Here is a 19,794-nt window from a genome sequence, read left to right as displayed (position 1 = left end):
GACCGGGCCATGTCGTCTGACACGATGGACCCCAAAGGAAATTCTCCATGACCAACCGTCACACGCCGCAGAACCTGCTGTTTATTCTCTCGGACGAACACAACCGTAAGGTCTCGGGATGCTACGGGCACAGGCTGGTGCAGACCCCGAACCTTGACGCCCTTGCGGCGCGTGGGACCCGCTTTACCAACGCTTACTGCAATAGCCCGATTTGCGTCCCGTCGCGTGGATCGCTGGCAACGGGCCTCTATCCGCATCAGATCGGGTGTTGGGACAATGCAACCCCGTACACGGGGGCAGAGCCAAGTTGGCACCATATGCTGCGGGACGCTGGGGTCGATGTGGTGTCGATTGGCAAGCTGCATTATCGGGGCGACGACGACTATGGCTTTACCGAAGAGTTGATCCCGCTGCATGTGGTGGACGGCAAGGGCGATCTGAAAGGCTTGTTCCGGTCCGATCCGTTGCCGAAGGCCGGTCTGGATGACATAGCCGTCACGGCGGGTCCCGGTGACAGCAGCTATGGCCGGTACGATCACCGCATCGCCGACACTGCCACCGAGTGGCTGAAACGGCGCGGCGCAGATCCTGAAGGCCGGCGATTTGCGTTGTTCCTCAGCTTTGTGATGCCGCATTTCCCGATGATCGCGCCACAAGCGGATTACGATCTGTATGCCGATTACGGGTTGGACCAACTGCGCGAAGGGCTGACCAGCCCGTCGCCGGATCATCCGGCCCTAAACTGGACGCGCACCCAAATGAATTACGATCGTCACTTTGACGATGCCCAACGCGCCGTTGCTCTGCGGGCCTATATGGGGATGATCACTTGTCTGGATCGCCTGATCGGTCAGGTTCTGACCGCCCTTGAGGATACTGGACTGTCGGGTTCGACCCGGGTCATTTACACGTCGGACCATGGCGACAATCTGGGCAACCGCCAGTTGTGGGGCAAATCGGTGATGTATGAGGATTCCCTAGGTGTGCCGATGATCATCGCCGGTCAGGGCGTGCCAGAGGGCAAGGTGTCCGATTGCCCGGTGTCGCTGATTGATATCGCGCCGACGGCCCTTGCTGCCACCGGCGTTGCCACGGCAACCAGCCTGCCCGGTGCGTCATTGATCGATTTGGCCAACGGCGCGCAGGACCGTGCCGTTTTCGCGGAATACCATGCCATTGGGTCCAATTGCGGCGTGTTCGCGCTGCGGAAGGGGCCGTGGAAATACGTCGAATATGTCGGCACGCAGCCACAGCTGTTCAATTTGGACACCGACCCGAATGAAGAGTGCGACCTTGGCACCGACCCGAATTATGCGGTGGTTCGATCCGACCTTGCCGCCTGTTTGCGTCAAGTCTGCGATCCGGATACGGTGAACGCGCAGGCATTTGCCGCGCAAGCCGAGGTGATCGCCGCCAATGGGGGGCGATCCGTTATTGCCGGGGCCAGTGATATCCCCTTCACGCCGGCGCCGGTTTAATGTGCCCGCGCCGCCTGCTTTCCTAAATAGCGGCAGAAATATGACCGGATGGGTGCGCCCATGATTGGTCGGACTACAACCGTCGAAGACGAAAGCCGGCACCGGAGGACGGTGTGTGGTGAACGCAGCATGTCGGAGACGAATTGCTGAAGAAAGCCCTTGGAACCCGTATGGTTCGTCCCGCTATTGCAAGGTTCTCGCGGAAGACGCTTTAACCTGCGCCGACGAACCCGACCTCTGATCTGTCCGTTGCTTTTGTCGACCAGTGCTTTGGCGCAACCCTTCGCGGCCTAGCACTGTTTGGGGGAAGCGCGATCTCGTCCACGTCGGACATTCACCGCAGAGCCCTTCCTACTTAACGATATGCGGTCTCAGGCGGGTTGCGAATGCACGCATTTTGTATGCAAGCTGTCTTTAGGTATTTGATGCCATGAGCCATAGTGTTCCTGCCAGAGCCGCGGCCCGATTACGTCTCGGCGGTGCCACTACAGTTAGAAGGGTTTTCAACGTGCAAGAGGTCGATCCGGTCGTTGAGGGTGGTACGATTGTGACGGCCTCTGACAGCGTCGTCTGCGATTTATGTCTCTGCGATGGAACGATTGCGGCGCTGGTCACCGATCTCACCAAAGATGACAAGACTGAGAAGATTCACGATGCCAATCTTCGTGACGGCGCCGACTATTCCCCTTACGAGGGACTGGAGATTAAAGGCTGGCCCGTCAGCAATAATCTCCGACGTAATATTGTGATCCGCGACGGGGTGCACAAGGCCGCTGGGCCTGCTGACGCCTATATCCGGCGCGTCTAAGGAAGACATTTTTAAGCGATGCCTATTCAAAAAGATTCCAAACCTGCCGGCGCTCTTTCGGATCGTGCCCACCGCCAGATCACCGAGTTGATCCAAAAACGAGAGCTTCGGGGCGGTGAGACGATTCTGGAACAGCGACTGGCTGAAAAACTGGGGATCTCGCGCACGCCCTTGCGCGAGGCGCTGCAGCGACTGGAGGGGCAGGGCATGATTTCCCGGTCCTCGGGGCGATCCTATTTGGTGCGTCGCGTCGAGATGACGGAATACCTCCGAAGTTTGAAAGTGCGCTATCTGTTGGAGCCCGAAGCCGCCGCCAACGCAGTGGGCCGGTTGGACCGCGCCGCAATTCAGGCCGCGCGGGACGAGATCGCAGACCTGCGGCGTCTGCCCCGTGTTCAAACTGACGCCCATTGGCAGTCCGATGATACGGTGCATCAGTTATACGGCAATTCAGACGGCAACGACGTGATGTTCGGAATCATCGAAACGCTTCGCGTCACAACGCGGCTGTTCGAAATCGCCGGACTTGAAGCCCGGGTCGAGGCGGATTTCGAAGAGCACGATGCTATTCTGGATGCCTTGGAAGCAAATGATGCGTCCCTCGCGCGCAAGGCGGTCAGGACGCATCTTCGAAGCCTGATGACCTATTCTCTAAAACTGTTACGCTGACCCGCCGTCCAGCGGATCACGGTTCCAGTTTTTGTAGATCAAATATCGCGCATTTTCGCGACCGATCGCGCCGAACCATTGCGGGCAAAACGGCCCCATCCAAATGGCATCATCGGCTTCAACCGAATACCACTGATCGCCCAACCGGTAGATTCCGCCACCGTTCAGCATGACAAGGCCATGCTCCATAAAATGGGTTTCGACGTAGGGCAGCGAGGCGCCCGGAGCGAAATCCATGATGTTGAGTTCCATGTCGAACTCTGGACCGCCCGGCAGGAGTTTTTGCAGTTGTAAGCGTTCATCGCCTTTCATGGCGGTCTTTGGCAGTTTGGATATGGACGACACCACAACTTTCGGCGTGCCACCGGTCGGGGCCGGGCGATAGGGCCGCTCTAGAACGATCAAGTTCGCCTCTGCTGACGCGCGCAATTGGTGCGGGACACCAGCGGGGAGATAGGCGTAACCGTCCGCATCCAAGGTATGCGACTGACCGTCGACCGTCAGGTCAATCCGACCGCTGCGCACCAGCACAACCCGTTCGGCGTGGTGGGGCGGTTCGTCCGCAGACAGCCCGCCTGTCGATGTGACCAGAAACAACGAAAAACGCGCCCCGGCCTGCGGTGTGATCAGAAAGATCGTCTCTGCGCCGGACCAATGGGGCAGCGTTGTGCGTTCGTGGCTATCCGGGCTTACGAGGGCATGATCGCGGGCATAGCGTGACCGGCTTTCGCCAAGGGATTGTCGCATGTTCAGATCCGTTCTTTTAACATCAGGCCGGCCGCTTCAAGGACCGCTTGTAGGCGGGATACTTCGTCGGCGCGAAGCGGGCGGATCGGCGCTTTCGTGGTGTCATGGCCGATCCGACCCAGCAATTTCAGGCAGGTTTTCAGGCGCGCGGTCGCCAAATATCCCGGTCTATCGCGGTAGATCGCCGTCGACAGGGGGTAGAGAACGTCGTGCAATTGACGCGCCTTTGCCCAATCACTTGCCTCTGCCGTGTTGAAAAGGGCGGTGATCGTATCGGGGATGATCGCTGCCAGTGAGACTTGGCTGCCATCGCTGCCGATCATATAGGAGGTCAGAAGGTGCTCATCGCCTGAGCCCATCACGGAAATGTCTGGCCGCGCGACTTTCACATGCCGCCACAATTCTTCGTAGGCCGCGACTTCCCAACTTCCTTCTTTGATGCCAGCGACCGCATCAATCTCTAGCAATTTTTCCATGACGGCCATGTCATAGGACAAATGCCCGGAAATCGGAGCGCGGTAGAGCACCAGTGGCAGACCCGACGCGTTCGCGATTGCCCGATGATGCGCGGTGACAATCGCGGCGTCGCAGCCCCCAGCCCAGTGGTTCGGCTGAAAGACAAGCACTGCATCTGCACCCGCCTTTGCGGCGTCTTCGGCCTCAATGCAGGCCGCAGCAGTGCTTTCCGACGTAATTCCGGCGGTCAGGACGCAATCGGACGGTGTGCAGGCGCGCGCGGCTGAAAGGACTAGATTGCGTTCCTCGCGGGTCAGAAGGTGGCCTTCGCCCGCGTGACCATTCAACAAAAGGCCGCGTATGCCGTCTGCATGGGAAATATCATTCAGATGCTGGGTCAGTTCGCTCTCGACGATCTGACCGTCGGCGTCCATCGGGCAAATGGTGGCCGCGTGGATGCCAGTTAGTGCTTGGGCGGCCGGAGACAGGAAACTGTTCAATGGGTGCTCCTTTGAGGATCCCGCAACGGGGCGGTGAGAAGTCGATCGATAGGGAATAGCGGCATGTCGGGTTCACCCCCGAGAATAGCCTGTGTGAGGCAGTGTGCCGTGTAGGGGGCGCTGGTATAGCCGGAATGCACGGCGCCGCATATCCATGCGCCCTCGAAGCCTGGGATCGGACCAAGTGCAGGAAGGGCGTCGGCGGTTTCGGATTCAAACCCGGTCCAACTGCGGACGATTCTGGTTTGACGCAAACGTGGAATGGCATGTACGGCCAGCCGGACGTTTCCGATCATACTTTCTGTGGTTGCGCGGTGACTGTTGGTGTCACGGTCGCCCGTGCCTTGCCATCCTCCGCCAATGACGACGGTGCCATGTGGAAACTGCTTCAAAGATAGCAGCCCGCTTGCGATGCACACGACAGTGCGCATGAGGGGGGCAGCGCGCTCTGTCACGGCCAACTGGTTCACCAGTGTTTTGATCGCCAGTCGGAGGCCGAGCATTTCCATCATCGGCTCAAGCCAAACGCCACCCGCAAGGACGATTTGGCGCGCGCTGGCCTTGCCGTCCCGCAGTTTCAGATCATAACCTTGGCCGGTCGGCTCCAGTCCGATGACAGGCGTATATTCTCGGATCGTGACGCCTGCCTCCAGCAGGGCGCGGCGAAAGGCGATGCCGGTGAGATAGGCGTTGGCGTACCCATCAATCGCACAATGGCTGGCCATGCGAATTCCCGGGTTTGCATTGGGTTCAATCTTCAACGTCTCTTCCGGCGTGATCAGCCGGATCGGTGCGCCCGCAGCGCCCCGCGCCGTCGCGCGGTCGGACAAGATTTGCTCTTCGCGCTCGGTAAAGGCCAAAGACAGCCCCTCGCACGCAACAACGCCGACGTCATGGCCAAGCCAGCGCGACGCATCGGTCCACATTTTGTGGGCCTCCATCGCGTACGGGATAAGCGCGGCACGGGTCATTTGCATGGTCAGCGTCCCGGCATTGGTCCCCGATGCGGCGCGGCACAAGGCATCCGCGTCAAACAGGGTGACACGCAGTCCTGCCCGTGCGGCAAACAACGCTACGCTTGCGCCATGCACGCCGCCGCCAATGACGGCCAGATCACAGGTTTCGGTGCTCATAGCGGTGCCGGTTTCGGAATAGGGATGTCAGAATAGCCAAACTCGCCAATCAATTGCGCTGTCTCCAGTGGGCGGATTGGTCCGCGCGGGGTCAGACGTGTGGAATTGACTGCGGCACCGGTTTCCTGACGGATGATCTCTGCCGCGTTGACCGCGCAGATACGGCCCTGACACGGTCCCATCCCTAGTCTGGTAAAGTGTTTAAGTTGATTGATATCGACCGCCCCCTGGTTGATGGCCTTGCGGATGTCGCCAGCGCGGACATCTTCGCACCGGCAAATGATGGTGTCGTCGGGCGCCGCCGCGACCCGCTGCCCTGACAGGCGCATCAAGCGGCAGGACGCATCCGCAAAGGGCTGCAATTGCGTCAGCGCGCGCGACGACGACGCGAGTGCGGCGCTAAGCGCGGCACCGGAGAGGGCACCCGCATCATGGGCCGCAGCAAGGCCTGCGATCCGTCCCTGATGCAGGGCGGGAAGGGCCCCGCGGATACCAGCGGCGTCGCCCGCAGCATAAAGACCCGGAACAGAGCAGCGCCCCAATTCATCGCAAACGACGCGCTGTGTCCCGCTGATCGGGCAAGGCTCTTGATCGGCACCAAGCAGGCGGAACACCTCATCGGCAGGTGTCAGTCCGTTGCCGACAAAGAGTGTGTCAACGTCGATAGTGCGCGTTTCCCCGCTTTTCAAAGAGCGGAGGGTCACGCCTGCCAAGCTGTCCGCGCCGGTTGCTGAGGACACTTCATGTTGTCGATAGTACGGCACGCGGGCGCGGGTCAGTTGCGCCATCCATCTCATGCCGCGTGCCAGCTGTCGTGGCTGACGGGCATATCCTGCGAGGCTCTTTGCCCAATCCGCTCGACTGGCGGCGTCAACGATCGCAACGGGCCGAAGTCCAAGGGCCACCGCCTGCGCCGCGACCGCGATCAGCAACGGCCCTTGGCCCGCCACGATGATCCGGCGCCCGGGCAGGGTTTTCTCGGCCTTCAGCAGTGCAGTTGCCGCCGCCAACCCGAACACGCCCGGAATGGTCCAGCCGGGGAATGGCAGAATGCGTTCGTACGCACCGGGGGCGGCGATCAGCCTGGGCGCACGCAGGAACACAGTGCCAGCCTCACCGATCGTCCCAACTTCGAACCCTTCGGGCTGCCGGTCCGCCGACCAGACCTGCGTATCCGTCAAGATGTGGATGTTGGCGGAAACCAGTTGCTGACGCAGGGCATCGCCCATCTTGCGGTCAATGTCTTTGACCGGCGATTGCTTTGCTTTGGCGGTGATAGGTGCGCGCCAGACTTGCCCGCCTGGTTGGGCCGCTTCATCGACCAGCACAACTTTTAGCCCCGCATTATGGGCGGCAAGGGCGGCGTTCGCGCCGGCAGGGCCTGCGCCGATCACAATGAGATCTGCGATTTCAGTGCGGGGCGTCATGCCGAGGCCCCTTTGAGGCAAACGCGCATCCCTTCGGCCACTTCCGTTTGGCAGGCGCGTCGAATTGATCCGTCAATTAAGATCGCGCATTCCTGACACGCGCCCATCATGCAGAACGGGCCGCGCGGCAGGTGGTCATTCGGGCTCGTGCGGAAGCGATAGATTCCCTGCGCCAATAACGCGGAGGCGACGCTCTGGCCTGGCTCACATCCGATGGTTTTGCCGTCCACTTGGATCGACAATTCCCGGGCCGCCATTTTTCTGTGCATTGCGCCGTCCTTACTGCCAACTCGCTGTGCGTCTTTAAGATAGACGCTGATTTCTTGCTTGCTTTGTGTAACTTTTGTATACAAATTATAGACACGTCGGCAACAGGAAATTGAATGACAGCCACAGTACTGGCCGTCGCAATAGAGGAGCCGAAATGTTCGGAATTGCTTGCAAGTCAAAGACGTTATCCCTGGCCACACCTATTGAATCCCACGGTGTCCTTTCGTGGAATGCGCCTGAATTGCGCGAGTGTTTTCGTGCCTAAGCTGACGATTCACCGGCAGTATCTGGCGCGAGTCCAAAGAGTTTCTCCGGTTGCGAGTTCGATGGTCAAGCCGAGCGGAACAGCCGGAGGGGCCAATAAAATTTCGGATACTGCCGAGAAATAGTCATGAAGCGTGAGGTCCTGCTGAAGCCGCAGGCCCACAATTCCAAAGAAGGTGACCTAAACTTTGATTCGAATATGCTCCCGCGTCCTGACGTTCATCCGTACAATCGTGAATATGTCGGCCGTTCTGCTCATCACGCTGATGATGGCATTGATTTTTGCGCAGATTTTAGGACGCTATGTCTTTAATTTCTCGATCGCTTGGTCCGAAGAAATGGCCACGTTTGCGCAGGTCTGGCTGGTAATGCTGGGCGCAGGTATCGCGATGCGGCGCGGGCAGCACGTCGGCATTGACATGATGATCCTGTACTTTCCGATGTGGGCGCAGCGACTGGTGAAGGTTGCAGCATTCGCCCTGGTCGTCTGGTTCCTTGGGGTCGTGATTGTCGGCAGCACCGGGTTGATTGCCATCGGTTATATCGTGAAATCGACCGCACTGCAGGTTCCGATGGCAGCCGTCTATTATGCGCTGCCGATCGGAATGAGCTACTTTTTGCTGGAATTCGCGATCGCGACGTTGCCGCAAATCTTTGGATCACAGTCTAGCGATACGGAGGCGGCGACATGAGTGTTGTCTTTGGTGGATTTGTGCTTCTCGTCTTCTCGGGAATGCCCATCGTGTTTGCTTTGGGTGTCGGGGGCTTGCTTGCCATCCAGTTGATGACCGATGTGCCGCTTTCGATTGTGGCACAGCGCATCTATGGAGGGGTGAATTCCTTTACGCTTATGGCGATCCCGTTCTTTGTCACTGCTGGCGTGGTGATGGAAGCGGGGGGGATCGCGCGCCGGTTTGTCGACCTTGCAGCCGCGTTGGTTGGCTGGATTACAGGCAGCCTTTACCTCGTTGGCATCGTCACCGGGACGGGCCTTGCGGCGATTTCCGGCTCAGGTTCGGCAGATACAGCGGCGGTGGGGTCAATCTTGATGCCGGAAATGAAGCGCCGGGGGTATGACGTCGATCTTGCCGCTTCGATCATCGCCGCCTCCGGAGCATTGGCCCCGATTATCCCGCCAAGCATCATCATGATTATCGTTGCCGTCACGGCCAATGAATCGATCGGCGCAATGTTCCTAGGGGGCGTGGTCCCTGGCCTGATGATTGCTGTGGCGATGGGGGTCACCTGCTGGCTGATTGCCCGTCGGGGTGGCGAAGCCTACCGTGATCACACCGCATTTTCCGGACGCGCGCTGTGGCAGGCCTTTATGTCGGCCTTGCCGGCACTCACCCTGCCGGTCATCATCGTCGGCGGCATTGTGGGCGGAATTTTCACCGCAACCGAGGCTGCCTGCATCGCGCTAATCGTAACCCTGTTGGTGTCGCTGCTCATCTATCGCGAAATTCGATTGGTTGATCTTCCCGCACTCTTTGTAAAATCCGTCGGTCTGTCTGCCGCCGTCCTGATGATTGTTTCTACGGCAAGTGTGTTTTCGTGGATCATCGCGACCTTGGGCGCACCTGAGATGTTGGACACGTGGATGCGTAGCATCACCAGTTCGCCGATCATCTTCCTGTTAATCGTCAATATTTTCCTGCTGATCATCGGCATGTTCATGGAAAGCATTTCTGCGATCCTGATCATTGTTCCGGTCCTTATGCCGATCGCGGTCAGTTTCGGTATTGATCCAGTTCAGTTTGGCGTGATGACCACACTTAACCTCTCAATCGGACTGATAACCCCCCCCTATGGTATCTGCCTGTTCGTTTCAGCCGTTGTCGCTGAGCGCAGGATTGAACAGGTCTCAAGGCGCGTATGGATCCCGTTGATCCCAATGCTGATTGTCCTTGGTCTCGTCGCTTATGTTCCCGAAGTTGTGCTGACGCTGCCACGGATGTTCTTTCCATGAACGTCACTCCGGGGGCCACTTTCTCGACCCGAACAACACTCACCTCAACCCTTCTTGATAGGAAATTCCAAAAATGAAAAACCTAATGAAAGCCACGGTAGTTTCGGTTTTGGCGATCGCGCTTCCGACTGTATCGATGGCCGCGGACATCGTCATTAAGGCTGGGCATACCAATGTCGTCGATTCCATTCAGGCACAGGGTCTGCAAAAACTTCGCGACCTGTTAGAAGAAAAGACCGATGGCCAAGCGACAATCGAAATCTTCCCGAACGGGCAGATTGGCGATGAGGCACAATTGGTTGAAGGCGTCATTCTTGGCACCGTCGATATGGCGCAGGTTTCCAACTCCACGTTGAGTAACTTTGTCCAAGATCTGCGCGTGCTTGATATGCCGTTCCTGTTTTCGGACATCCCATCTCTCAGCGTCGCACTTGATGGACCGGCCAAAGAGTTGATGCAGCAATCGGCCCAAGGGTCTGGCTTTGAATTGATTGGCAGCTATTCCTCTGGAATTCGCCACCTGATGACCAAGAAAGACATCAACACGATTGACGACCTCGCCAATCTGAAAATCCGCACGATGCAACAGCCAATGCACGTTGAAGCATTCCGGGCCTATGGCGCCAACCCAACCCCGATGGCCTATTCGGAACTCTATGGCGCGCTTCAAAGTGGGGTCGTCGACGGCGCAGAGGGTGCCACCTCTGACTATAACGCGCAGAAATTCTATGAAGTTGCCGACCACTTCTCTTTGGTTGGATGGCTGAACCTCACCTCGCAAATTGTCATGAAGCAGTCCAAATTTGACGCGCTGCCTGAGGATGTCCAAGTGGCCCTTCTTGAGGCTGGCACTGAATCGGCCACTTGGCAGCGTCAGTACGTGGTCGAACAGGAAGAGCCGCTTCTGCAAGAGTTGGCTGACAAGGGTATCTCGGTTGTGAAGCCTGACACCTCGGGTTTTCGCGCAGCGTCCAAGCCGCTCTATGACGGTTTTATCGAAACGGATTCGCAGCGTGTGCTTTTCGAAGCCCTGACAAACTAATCAACCTCATGTGCCGGGGCGGCGATCACGTCTGGCCCCGGCGCGTTATTTCGACGACATTATCCTAAGGGCGAAACATGCCGACCACACTGCCCACTGAGAGAAACCATCCCCGCGAAGTCACAATTCCGGGCCAATCCATGCTGGTGGGAGCTGTCGACAGTCACGTTCATTGCTGCCCGCATATCAACCGTCGAACCGTCTCGCTGTTCGATGCGGTTTATCAGGCCGCAGAACACGGGCTTGTAGGTCTCGGCCTCATGGACGTGTTCGCAAATACATCCGGCCTTGCGGCTTTGGCGAACCGGGAACTGGGCCATCTGGGGGTCGATGTGTTCGGCGGCGTCATCCTAGAGCCTTACGCTGGCGGGCTTTCAGAGCGTGTGGTGCAAACCGCTTTGAAAATGGGCTACGCCGAGGGTGATGGCGCAAGGTTCATCTCGCTTCCCTGTCATCACACCGCCTTTGTGGCAAAGTCCGAAGGACGCAGCCCAGCCTATATCGAAACCTGTCTGGCTATTCCCGAGACCGGACCGCTGCCGGATCCGCTGCCCGCCATCATCGACGCGTGTGTCGAAGCCGACGTGGTGTTCAACCTTGGCCACCTGTCTGGGGGGGAACACGTCAGAGTTGCTGAGTTTGCGGCACAACGCGGGTGCACACGAATGTTGTGTCCCGCTGGCTATCTTGATCAAGACGAAGCGCAGGCCATTGCGGCAACCGGCGCAAAATTAGAATACTCTTTTTTCGTCTTCAGCCATGCAACGGATATCCCGCAGACCATGGTCGATCGCGAGCGGCATAAATTTGCCCGTGCGGACTTTGGTCGTGCTGTTTCTATTCTTCAACACATTGGCGCGGACAGTTTCGTGCTGTCCAGTGACAGCGGTGCATTGGTGTTGCCGCCTCCCGTCGAGGCATTCCGCGGATTTATCGCGATGTTTGCCAGTTGCGGCGTGTCGGACGCGGACCTCCGCAAGATGACGGTGGACAATCCAATTGATCTCTTCAAAGTGGGGCTCCGGTAATTCGGACGGAAAAAATGGTCGTAAAAATAGGACTTGCAGCCTGCGTGCTTCATAGCCTTGAGATCCTTTCGGTGGCACGCGCCAGCGGGTTCGATTTTCTGGTTCTCGATATGGAGCATACCCATGTGACCCTCGAAGAGGTCGCACAAATGTCGATTGCGGGGCTTGAAAGCGGATTTCCGATCCAAATCCGGGTTCCCCATCCCCGATCCGAGGCGCTGACGCGGGCCGTGGATTGCGGTGCGCAGACGTTGATTGTTCCCCATGTCGATAGCGTGGAAGACGCCCTTTGGGTTGCCGACAAGGTTCGGTTTCCGCCGGTGGGCCGACGGTCCATTCCCAGTCCGGTGGCTGTGACCGGCTTCCGCCCGGTGCCGGTCGGCGATCTGACCGCCCGGTCTGAGGCGCATTTGAAGGTCACCGTCATGATCGAAAGCAAAGAGGCGCTATCGGCTATTTCGGAAATCGCGGCGGTCGACGGGATAGATACGCTGATGATCGGTATGAATGATTTCCTTGCCTCCATTGGCCACCTCACGGCACCGCGACACCCAGACGTTCGTGCCGCATTTGCCCGGGTTGCACAGGCAGCGCATGCGCACGGCAAGACCTTTGCCGTAATCGGGGTGCCAGAAGATTTAATCGGCCCATACGCCCTTGCAAACGGCGCGGCTGAGATCGTCGTCACGAACGAAATTAACTTGCTCTTTGATGCAAGTGTTCGGTGCGTAAACAACACGCGCAGCTTGATCGCAGGAGCAGGCGTGGCGCATAGCGGTTGATCCGAAAAAGGTCTTGCCGCAGGGATCGTCCTGCCGCGGCTGTGTCGCACATGTCTTGGGGGAAAATATTTCCCCTTTTGTAATGGGACGCAGCCGTGGGTTTTATGCGGCCAGTTTCAATGTTATTGCGGGTGCCCAGCCCCCCACGCGAGCAGTCGAACGCTCGTTGCCGTAGCAATGCCATAATCGGAGTTGATCCGATTGTGCGATGGCGTAAGTTAACCCGGTGACCGGAGGACTTCGCCATGCGTTGCGGGACACGAATTGAACTGGGAGGACTGACATGAAAAGCATCGTTATGGGCGCGGTGGCCATGGCCACGACGGCGCTGGTGCCGCTATCGGCGGCTGCGCAGACTGAAATCGAGCTTTGGCACGCGTTCAGCGGCCGCTTGGCCGAACTGGTTGACGCACAGGTTGCGGATTTCAACGCAAGTCAGTCCGACTATTCTGTCGTCGCCACCAGCAAGGGTAACTACTCCGAGACGCTGAATGCTGGCATTGCCGCGTTCCGCGCCGGCGAACAGCCCGACATCCTGATGGTGTTCGAGGTTGGCACGGCCACGATGATGGCTGCGAAGGGGGCAACCAAGCCAGTTTTCGAATTGATGGCGGATGCGGGCGTCGACTTTGACCCAGACGCCTATATCGGCGCGGTGAAGGGATACTACACCACCACCGACGGCCAGATGCTGTCATTGCCGTTCAACTCGTCCACGCCAGTTCTATACGTGAATCGCGATGCGTTCACGAAGGCGGGCCTTGACCCCGACATGGACCTGTCGACGTGGCAGAACGTCGATGCGGCCCTGAGCCAGTTGCAGGACGGGGGCCAAGATTGTGGCATCACGACCGCGTGGCAAAGCTGGGTTCAGCTTGAGAACCTGTCCGCCTATCACAACGTGCCGTTCGCCACGCAGGAAAACGGGTTCGCCGGTTTTGATACGGAACTGGCCTTCAATGGACCGCTCCAAGTCAAACATATCGATATGATGGGCCAATGGGCCAAGGACGGCAAATTCCTGTATGCTGGTCGCCGCAACGAAGGCGGTGCCAACTTCCGGGCGGGCGACTGCGCCTTGTTCACCGAAAGCTCTGCCGGTTACGCGGGCGTGAAGGCCGAGGCGCAGTTTGACTTCGACATCCGCGCATTGCCCTATTACGCCGATGCCGAAGGTGCGCCGCAGAACACCATCATCGGCGGGGCATCCCTGTGGGTCATGGCGGGTCAAACCGATGAAGAATATGTCGGCGTCGCCCAGTTCCTGAATTACCTGTCCTCGCCCGAGGTTCAGGCGCAGTGGCATCAGGACACCGGCTATCTGCCCATCACCACGGCGGCTGCGGACCTGACCCGCGAGCAAGGCTTCTATGACGAGAATCCGGGCACGGATGTCGCTGTGGTGCAGATGACGATGAACGCGCCGACCGCGAATTCCAAGGGCATCCGTTTAGGGTCGTTCGACCAGATCCGCACCGTCATCGACGAGGAGTTGGAGGCGGTCTGGGCCGGTGACAAGGACGCGCAAGCCGCCCTCGACAGCGCTGTGTCGCGCGGCAACGAGTTGCTGCGCCGTTTCGAGCAGACCGCACGCTAAACACCAGTTCGCGCCCTGACCTTTGCGGGGAAGGGCGCGCATCTGCCGGGGGGCACTGTGGAAAAACGGGTGACGTTCAAGGGCTGGATATTGCCGCTGCTGCTGATCGCGCCGCAGGTGCTGATCTCTGCCGTGTTCTTTTTCTATCCGGCCGGGCAGGCGATCTGGCAGTCGCTTTTTATTCCGGACCCGTTCGGTCTGTCCATGCAATGGGTGGGCCTAGGGAATTTCGAATACCTACTGGGGAACAAATACTATCTTGCGTCCTTTTGGACGACGGCGGTGTTTTCCACGCTTGTCACTGTCACCTCCATGGTGCCCGCCCTGTTTCTCGCCGTGATTGCGGATCGGCTGATCAAGGGGGCCGGAACCTACCGCACGCTGCTGATCTGGCCCTATGCCGTGGCCCCCGCCGTGGCAGGCGTGCTGTGGCTGTTTATGTTCAACACGCGCGTCGGCATCGTCTCGTGGTATCTGGGGCTGTTGGGCTATGACTGGAACCACGTTCTGGATGGCACCCAGGCCATGGGCCTTGTCGTCGTCGCCAGCTCGTGGGGGCGGATCAGCTATAACTTCCTGTTCTTCTATGCCGCCCTGCAATCGGTCCCGAAATCGGTGATTGAGGCCGCGGCGATCGATGGGGCCCGGTTCTGGCGCAGGTTCTGGACCATTGTCCTGCCGCTGCTGTCACCGACGACGTTCTTTCTGCTGGTCGTTAACATCATCTATGCGTTTTTCGAAACCTTCGGCGTGATCCACACCATCACGGGCGGCGGTCCGCAACAGGCGACGACAATCCTTGTCTATAAGGTCTACGCCGATGGCTTCGTCGGTCAGGATCTTGGCTCCTCCGCCGCGCAATCCGTGATCTTGCTGGTGGTAGTGGGTCTGTTGACGGTCCTGCAATTCAAGTTTGTGGAAAAGCGGGTGCATTACTGATGGCCGAGCGCACAGGCATGGTAGAAAAGCGCGGCTGGGGCTTATGGGCTACCCATGCGATGATGATCCTTGGTGTCTTGGTCGTGTTCTTTCCGATCTGGCTGGCCTTCGTCGCCTCGACAGTCACGCAATCCGAAATCACCCAGCCGCCAATGCCGTTAATGCCCGGCGACCAGTTTCTGAACAACTATCGCGAGGCACTGTTCGAGGGCGTCAACGTACCAGTGCTGACAATGTTGGTGAATTCCACCATCACCGCACTTGGCATCGCCATCGGCAAGATTGCAATCTCGCTTCTGTCGGCGTTTGCCTTCGTCTACTTCCGCTTTCCGGGGCGGGGCATGTTCTTCTGGTTGATTTTCCTGACGCTGATGTTGCCGGTCGAAGTGCGGATTGTTCCCACCTATGAGGTGGTGGCGGGCTTCGGAATGCTCAACAGTTATTCCGGTCTGATCTTCCCGCTGATCGCCTCCGCCACCGCGACCTTCCTGTTTCGCCAGTTCTTTCTGACCATCCCGGACGAGTTGGCAGAGGCCGCACGCGTCGACGGTGCCAGCCCGATGCGGTTCTTTTGGGATATCGTCCTGCCCATGAGCCGGACCAACATCGCGGCGCTGTTCGTGATCTTGTTTATCTATGGCTGGAACCAATATCTGTGGCCGCTTCTGGTGACGACGGATCCTGAGATGAACACGATCGTCATGGGCATCCGTCAGATGTTCCCCTCTGGCGACGATCTGGCCGACTGGCCGGTCATCATGGCCGCCTCGATCCTTGCGATGGTCCCGCCCATCGTTGTGGTCCTGTCGATGCAGCGTCTTTTCATCCGCGGGCTCGTAGACAGTGAGAAATAATGGCAACCGTTGACCTGATCGATGTCCGCAAACGCTTTGGTGCCACCGAAGTCATCAAGGGGGTGAACCTCACCGTCGCAGACGGCGAATTCATCGTGATCGTCGGGCCGTCTGGCTGTGGCAAATCCACCTTGCTGCGCATGGTTGCTGGCTTGGAAACTGTCAGCGATGGCGAGGTGAGGATCGGCGACCGGCGGGTGAATGATCTGGAGCCGATGGATCGCGACATCTCGATGGTGTTTCAGAACTACGCGCTTTATCCGCACATGTCCGTGCGCCAAAACATTGGCTACGGGCTGAAGATCGCTAAGATGCCGAAGGATCAGATCGCCGCCAAGGTGGCCGAGGCGGCGGCGTTGCTGCAACTGACCGACTACCTTGACCGCCGTCCCCGCGATCTGTCCGGGGGGCAACGGCAGCGGGTCGCGATGGGCCGCGCGATCGTGCGCGAACCTAGCGTGTTTCTATTTGATGAACCCCTGTCGAATCTTGATGCCAAACTACGGGTCCAGATGCGTCTGGAGATCAAGGAGCTTCAGGCCAAGTTGGGCATCACCGCGCTTTACGTCACACACGATCAGGTCGAAGCAATGACCATGGCCGACCGCATGGTCGTGATGCACGCAGGGGTCGCCGAACAGATTGGCACCCCGCTAGAGGTTTATGAAAGTCCCGCGACCGTCTTTGTGGCGCAATTTATCGGCAGCCCCTCGATGAATATTCTTGAAGCGACGCGCACAGCGGGAGGGGCGCAATTGGGCGATATGATGCTACCCGGCCCGGGCGGCAGTGGTTCCGTTCAGTTGGGGATCCGGCCCGAACATCTGAGCCGCGATGAAGCCGGTCCTCTGCAGATGCATGTCAATCTTGCCGAACCGCTTGGCGCCAATACGTTGTTGCACGGTTGGCTTGCTGGGACACAACTGCCGTTCACCGCCAGTGTCCCTGGGGTCTGGCGCATGACCGGTGGAACCGAGGAATTGCAACTTTCGGTCGATCCCGAGCATCTGCACTTTTTCGATAAGACGACCGGTCGTCGGCTTTAGGATGATATGGGTTGGCTGGAGCTGACACATAAACTGAACATGGTCTGGCCGGCCACGATGAAGATAAAGACCACGCGCGGCGAGAGCCGCCCAGTCGCCTTTCCCAAAACGAGAGCAAACGATGCAGGGGGGCGGTCTCTGGCCCGGAAGCGGAAGTTCGCAGAAGTGGAATCCACCTCATACCCCGGGATCGTGAATGACGAGAAGCTTGGCGTGAGCATGCAGCCCATCGAAAGCGACACATAAATCAGGATGCGCCGCCGTCAGGCACGACTAAATCAGGATGCGCGGCCTTCAGGCGCGACGGGCGGCAATCGCTGATCCCATGCACTGCCGCCCGTCAATAGCCAAGGTTTCGAAAAAGTTATGCCGCCATCTGCGCCAGCAGCGCATCGATCCCTGCCTGCGCACAGGATTGGTCTTGAGCGGGCGTGCCTGAGCTGACCCCGATGCCACCTACGACCGCGCCATTGACGATCACCGGCAGGCCGCCGCCGACCACCATAAGACGGCCGCCGATGGCCGATGCGATCCCGTAGGCCGGCGCGCCGGGCTGGCTGGCCGCACCGTACTCATGGGTCGGTTTTTTGGCAGCAGACGCGGTGAAGCTCTTGTCGATCGCGATGGTGGTCGACGACACCTTGCCGCCATCCATGCGTTCAAACGCGATAAGATTGCCGCCTTCGTCGGTAATCGCGATGCACATCGGCACACCGATTTCAATCGCATGCGCCCGCGCACCGGCGATCAGGGTGTAGGCATCGTTGATATCGAGGCGTTCAATCGTAAGCATTTAGTTTCCTTTTAACGACTTTGCGGCGCGTTTTGCCGCGTGACTAGGGTATTCAGTATCGTTTGAAGGTCGTGCCGTATACGCGATTTTCAAATTGAAATCACAGAAGTCGGCAACGTCGGGCCGATAGGCCAGAGACGTGAGGAAAAAGCGTTTGCCCCAAAGTAGGGAAAGTGGCCCGTTCGGCCCAATGGTCGATTCCTACAACATGGCGGCAACGATCGGGTGCTCATTGACATGCGACTCAAGCGTTCCTTGATCGCCGCTGGAGTGGGGCTTTGGCGTGCGTCCCAATCAGGCCGACAGGTCCCATATGCTGGTGTGGCAATGACAGATCTCGGGAAGTTCTGAATCGGACTTGTAAGGAAACGCCTTAAAAAGTCGGGGCTATCCACAAAGGGCATAGCCATATAATTCCATATAAAATACCGTCGATGGATCGTTTTTCCAATCGGCTTCACATAATCTCGACGTCAGCATTCTACCTCATGCATTCTAGGAATTACTGTGATTGAACATTTGCGCGCCTTGGCGGCGCTGTCACCGAAAAGCGATCATTTGCAGGCGATTGCCACCCTCGTCGCGTTGGTAAACCCTGGTGTATCCGCGATGATCTTCATCAATACCGGTCAGGGACAAAGTAAAGCGTCCGCAGTCCGCGCGGCCTCCCTAGCCATGTTCACCGTTTTAGTTATCTTACTCACCGCCGCGCTTGTGGGCGCGTCAATTCTAAAGCTTTTCGGGATTTCTCTTGACGCCTTCACCGTGACCGGTGGCCTTGTCCTGATGTTCATTGGGTTTTTGATGCTGCGCGGCCCTGTCGCGCCATCGGCTCCGGCCACCTCTCCAGATGGTGGCGCTGGAACCGGGAACCTCGGGAAACTCATTCTGTTCGCAGCCAGTCCCGGAACAATCACCGGCGTCATCACGATTTCTGCGGCGCAGAGCCCTGACAAGTTTCCGATCACGGCTGTAGTGGCAGTCATGGTTGTTCTGCTCGTGACTTGGTTGCTGCTGGTCGGGCTTGCCATGCGGGGAAGTTCTGCGACCCGTCCAGGAATGGCGCGCGACATGCTGAGCCGTTATATGGGCCTGATAATTGTCGCGATGGGGGTCCAGTTCGCCCTTACTGGCTACAAGGCGTTCATGGGCTAACGCGGGGCGGCTCTGTCGCGAACTTTCGAGACGGTGCGCCGGTCGTGGCGCCTGTGATGATCGGATCCATTGAGGTTTCAGTTAGAGGCCCGGACGTGGTGATTGGTGTCTAAGACAGCGGTTACAGCATCACGCCGTCTTGAATTATTGCGCCATGCGTCGTATCTATTGCGACACGTGGCGTAAGGAGGCATTTCCATGGCGACAGCTTCAGTACTTCCGCTAGATATTCCAGTCGGACCAGAGAATGATGCGATCAGGGCGTACGATCTTCTTGGAGGGGATCGGATAATGAAGCGATCCGTCCGCACGGCGCTGGACGCTCACGATCTGATCGTTGCAGGTCTTCCATCCCGATCGTTACTGTATCTCGTTGAAGGGGTGCAATTTCTTGCGGCGGGGGATGCTCTCAACAAGGCAATCGGGATCAGCATCCGCACGCTGCAACGTCGCAAATCGGATACCCCTGACAAGGCCCTTTCGATCGAGCAAAGCAGCAGGGCATGGCGTTTTGCGGAAATCATCGCAAAGGCGACCGATGTCATGGGCTCACAGAAGGCAGCGGAAGCCTGGGCCCTTGAGCCGGCAATCGGTTTGGACAACCGCCGACCGATCGATCTTCTTGCCTCCTCCGCAGGTGCCGAAGCTGTCGAGGATTATCTGACCCGCCTTGAGTACGGGGTTTATACGTGACGCCACTCCCGCCACCTTGAACCGCGCCAGGTTTGCCGGAGGCTCCAACTCATGAGTAGGATGGAGCATCATGAACAAAACAACGAACAAATATTCACCTGAAGTGCGCGAACGTGCCGTGCGGATGGTTTTGGATGGCGCAGG

The 19,794-nt window shown here is 58.4% G+C and carries 20 protein-coding genes; 14 read left to right on the top strand and 6 right to left on the bottom strand.

All coding sequences use genetic code 11. The features are described from left to right. Positions 1 to 47: 47 nt before the first annotated feature. The 3 genes from BV911_RS14815 (at position 48) to BV911_RS14805 (ending at position 2,955) form a co-directional block, all read left to right on the top strand. Entirely contained in the window at positions 48 to 1,478 is a 1,431-nt protein-coding gene (locus BV911_RS14815) for a sulfatase-like hydrolase/transferase (protein WP_086054403.1), read from the top strand. Between the two features lie 508 nt (positions 1,479 to 1,986). Further along, positions 1,987 to 2,286, top strand: a complete 300-nt coding sequence (locus BV911_RS14810; protein WP_086054402.1) for a hypothetical protein — start codon at positions 1,987 to 1,989, stop codon at positions 2,284 to 2,286. 18 nt (positions 2,287 to 2,304) lie between these two features. Beyond that, positions 2,305 to 2,955, top strand: coding sequence for a GntR family transcriptional regulator (locus BV911_RS14805; RefSeq protein WP_086054401.1), 651 nt, complete (start codon positions 2,305 to 2,307; stop codon positions 2,953 to 2,955). Here the strand turns inward: BV911_RS14805 and allE are convergent. The 5 genes from allE to BV911_RS14780 are packed head-to-tail and all read right to left on the bottom strand — an operon-like array spanning position 2,947 to position 7,487. Next, entirely contained in the window at positions 2,947 to 3,702 is a 756-nt protein-coding gene (gene allE, locus BV911_RS14800; RefSeq protein ID WP_086054400.1) for a (S)-ureidoglycine aminohydrolase, read from the bottom strand. The genes BV911_RS14805 and allE overlap by 9 nt on opposite strands. A 2-nt stretch (positions 3,703 to 3,704) precedes the next feature. Beyond that, positions 3,705 to 4,658: a dihydrodipicolinate synthase family protein gene (locus BV911_RS14795; protein ID WP_086054399.1), complete on the bottom strand. Its 954-nt coding sequence runs from the start codon at positions 4,656 to 4,658 to the stop codon at positions 3,705 to 3,707. Further along, on the bottom strand, positions 4,655 to 5,791 hold the full coding sequence (locus tag BV911_RS14790) for an FAD-binding oxidoreductase (protein WP_086054398.1): 1,137 nt from the start codon (positions 5,789 to 5,791) through the stop codon (positions 4,655 to 4,657). Before BV911_RS14790 ends, BV911_RS14795 begins: the two co-directional genes overlap by 4 nt. Continuing rightward, positions 5,788 to 7,218, bottom strand: coding sequence for an FAD-dependent oxidoreductase (locus BV911_RS14785; RefSeq protein WP_086054397.1), 1,431 nt, complete (start codon positions 7,216 to 7,218; stop codon positions 5,788 to 5,790). The genes BV911_RS14790 and BV911_RS14785 overlap by 4 nt, the downstream gene beginning before the upstream one ends. After that, on the bottom strand, positions 7,215 to 7,487 hold the full coding sequence (locus tag BV911_RS14780; RefSeq protein ID WP_086054396.1) for a (2Fe-2S)-binding protein: 273 nt from the start codon (positions 7,485 to 7,487) through the stop codon (positions 7,215 to 7,217). The genes BV911_RS14785 and BV911_RS14780 overlap by 4 nt, the downstream gene beginning before the upstream one ends. A gap of 504 nt (positions 7,488 to 7,991) precedes the next feature. Here BV911_RS14780 and BV911_RS14775 point away from each other — a divergent pair. The 9 genes from BV911_RS14775 to BV911_RS14735 all read left to right on the top strand — a co-directional run bounded on the left by BV911_RS14775 (position 7,992) and on the right by BV911_RS14735 (position 17,009). Beyond that, a complete protein-coding gene (locus BV911_RS14775) occupies positions 7,992 to 8,444 on the top strand; it encodes a TRAP transporter small permease (protein WP_086054395.1) in 453 nt (150 codons plus the stop codon). Continuing rightward, positions 8,441 to 9,721, top strand: a complete 1,281-nt coding sequence (locus BV911_RS14770; RefSeq protein WP_086054394.1) for a TRAP transporter large permease — start codon at positions 8,441 to 8,443, stop codon at positions 9,719 to 9,721. The genes BV911_RS14775 and BV911_RS14770 overlap by 4 nt, the downstream gene beginning before the upstream one ends. A gap of 73 nt (positions 9,722 to 9,794) precedes the next feature. After that, positions 9,795 to 10,763 carry a TRAP transporter substrate-binding protein gene (locus tag BV911_RS14765; protein ID WP_086054393.1) on the top strand — a complete coding sequence of 323 codons (969 nt, stop codon included), beginning with the start codon at positions 9,795 to 9,797 and terminating at the stop codon, positions 10,761 to 10,763. A 77-nt stretch (positions 10,764 to 10,840) separates the two neighbouring features. Next, a complete protein-coding gene (locus tag BV911_RS14760) occupies positions 10,841 to 11,791 on the top strand; it encodes a DUF6282 family protein (RefSeq protein WP_086054392.1) in 951 nt (316 codons plus the stop codon). Between the two features lie 14 nt (positions 11,792 to 11,805). Continuing rightward, positions 11,806 to 12,573 (top strand): HpcH/HpaI aldolase/citrate lyase family protein, encoded by a 768-nt coding sequence (locus BV911_RS14755; RefSeq protein WP_086054391.1) that lies wholly within the window; start codon positions 11,806 to 11,808, stop codon positions 12,571 to 12,573. A 283-nt stretch (positions 12,574 to 12,856) separates the two neighbouring features. Next, the gene (gene ugpB / locus BV911_RS14750) at positions 12,857 to 14,170 is read left to right on the top strand and encodes a sn-glycerol-3-phosphate ABC transporter substrate-binding protein UgpB (protein ID WP_086054390.1); all 1,314 of its coding nucleotides are present in this window, start codon (positions 12,857 to 12,859) and stop codon (positions 14,168 to 14,170) included. A 57-nt stretch (positions 14,171 to 14,227) separates the two neighbouring features. Further along, positions 14,228 to 15,109 carry a sn-glycerol-3-phosphate ABC transporter permease UgpA gene (ugpA, locus tag BV911_RS14745; RefSeq protein WP_086054389.1) on the top strand — a complete coding sequence of 294 codons (882 nt, stop codon included), beginning with the start codon at positions 14,228 to 14,230 and terminating at the stop codon, positions 15,107 to 15,109. A 17-nt stretch (positions 15,110 to 15,126) separates the two neighbouring features. Further along, on the top strand, positions 15,127 to 15,963 hold the full coding sequence (gene ugpE / locus BV911_RS14740; protein WP_086054422.1) for a sn-glycerol-3-phosphate ABC transporter permease UgpE: 837 nt from the start codon (positions 15,127 to 15,129) through the stop codon (positions 15,961 to 15,963). Further along, on the top strand, positions 15,963 to 17,009 hold the full coding sequence (locus BV911_RS14735) for an ABC transporter ATP-binding protein (RefSeq protein ID WP_086054388.1): 1,047 nt from the start codon (positions 15,963 to 15,965) through the stop codon (positions 17,007 to 17,009). Before ugpE ends, BV911_RS14735 begins: the two co-directional genes overlap by 1 nt. Before the next feature lie 364 nt (positions 17,010 to 17,373). Here BV911_RS14735 and BV911_RS14725 read toward each other — a convergent pair whose 3' ends face one another. Next, on the bottom strand, positions 17,374 to 17,802 hold the full coding sequence (locus BV911_RS14725; protein ID WP_086054386.1) for a heme-binding protein: 429 nt from the start codon (positions 17,800 to 17,802) through the stop codon (positions 17,374 to 17,376). 507 nt (positions 17,803 to 18,309) lie between these two features. Here BV911_RS14725 and BV911_RS14720 point away from each other — a divergent pair. Both BV911_RS14720 and BV911_RS14715 read left to right on the top strand, forming a co-directional pair. Beyond that, the gene (locus BV911_RS14720; protein WP_168184096.1) at positions 18,310 to 18,957 is read left to right on the top strand and encodes a MarC family protein; all 648 of its coding nucleotides are present in this window, start codon (positions 18,310 to 18,312) and stop codon (positions 18,955 to 18,957) included. Between the two features lie 291 nt (positions 18,958 to 19,248). Further along, complete coding sequence (locus BV911_RS14715) at positions 19,249 to 19,650, top strand: antitoxin Xre/MbcA/ParS toxin-binding domain-containing protein (protein ID WP_240512264.1); 402 nt, start codon at positions 19,249 to 19,251, stop codon at positions 19,648 to 19,650. Positions 19,651 to 19,794 lie beyond the last annotated feature (144 nt).

This window comes from Pseudoruegeria sp. SK021 (assembly GCF_002119405.1).
Taxonomy (GTDB): Bacteria; Pseudomonadota; Alphaproteobacteria; order Rhodobacterales; family Rhodobacteraceae; genus Meridianimarinicoccus.
This window is presented reverse-complemented; position numbering and strand designations above follow the sequence as displayed.

What these genes read in the sequence shown, in the direction of transcription:
- BV911_RS14785 (WP_086054397.1), bottom strand. Translation starts at nt 7,218, where the DNA reads ATGACGCCCCGCACTGAAATCGCAGATCTCATTGTGATCGGCGCAGGC.
- BV911_RS14715 (WP_240512264.1), top strand. Translation starts at nt 19,249, where the DNA reads ATGAAGCGATCCGTCCGCACGGCGCTGGACGCTCACGATCTGATCGTT.
- BV911_RS14775 (WP_086054395.1), top strand. Translation starts at nt 7,992, where the DNA reads ATGTCGGCCGTTCTGCTCATCACGCTGATGATGGCATTGATTTTTGCG.
- ugpE (WP_086054422.1), top strand. Translation starts at nt 15,127, where the DNA reads ATGGTAGAAAAGCGCGGCTGGGGCTTATGGGCTACCCATGCGATGATG.
- ugpB (WP_086054390.1), top strand. Translation starts at nt 12,857, where the DNA reads ATGAAAAGCATCGTTATGGGCGCGGTGGCCATGGCCACGACGGCGCTG.
- BV911_RS14725 (WP_086054386.1), bottom strand. Translation starts at nt 17,802, where the DNA reads ATGCTTACGATTGAACGCCTCGATATCAACGATGCCTACACCCTGATC.
- BV911_RS14760 (WP_086054392.1), top strand. Translation starts at nt 10,841, where the DNA reads ATGCCGACCACACTGCCCACTGAGAGAAACCATCCCCGCGAAGTCACA.
- BV911_RS14770 (WP_086054394.1), top strand. Translation starts at nt 8,441, where the DNA reads ATGAGTGTTGTCTTTGGTGGATTTGTGCTTCTCGTCTTCTCGGGAATG.
- BV911_RS14805 (WP_086054401.1), top strand. Translation starts at nt 2,305, where the DNA reads ATGCCTATTCAAAAAGATTCCAAACCTGCCGGCGCTCTTTCGGATCGT.
- BV911_RS14735 (WP_086054388.1), top strand. Translation starts at nt 15,963, where the DNA reads ATGGCAACCGTTGACCTGATCGATGTCCGCAAACGCTTTGGTGCCACC.
- BV911_RS14790 (WP_086054398.1), bottom strand. Translation starts at nt 5,791, where the DNA reads ATGAGCACCGAAACCTGTGATCTGGCCGTCATTGGCGGCGGCGTGCAT.
- BV911_RS14815 (WP_086054403.1), top strand. Translation starts at nt 48, where the DNA reads ATGACCAACCGTCACACGCCGCAGAACCTGCTGTTTATTCTCTCGGAC.
- BV911_RS14765 (WP_086054393.1), top strand. Translation starts at nt 9,795, where the DNA reads ATGAAAAACCTAATGAAAGCCACGGTAGTTTCGGTTTTGGCGATCGCG.
- BV911_RS14755 (WP_086054391.1), top strand. Translation starts at nt 11,806, where the DNA reads ATGGTCGTAAAAATAGGACTTGCAGCCTGCGTGCTTCATAGCCTTGAG.
- BV911_RS14780 (WP_086054396.1), bottom strand. Translation starts at nt 7,487, where the DNA reads ATGCACAGAAAAATGGCGGCCCGGGAATTGTCGATCCAAGTGGACGGC.
- allE (WP_086054400.1), bottom strand. Translation starts at nt 3,702, where the DNA reads ATGCGACAATCCCTTGGCGAAAGCCGGTCACGCTATGCCCGCGATCAT.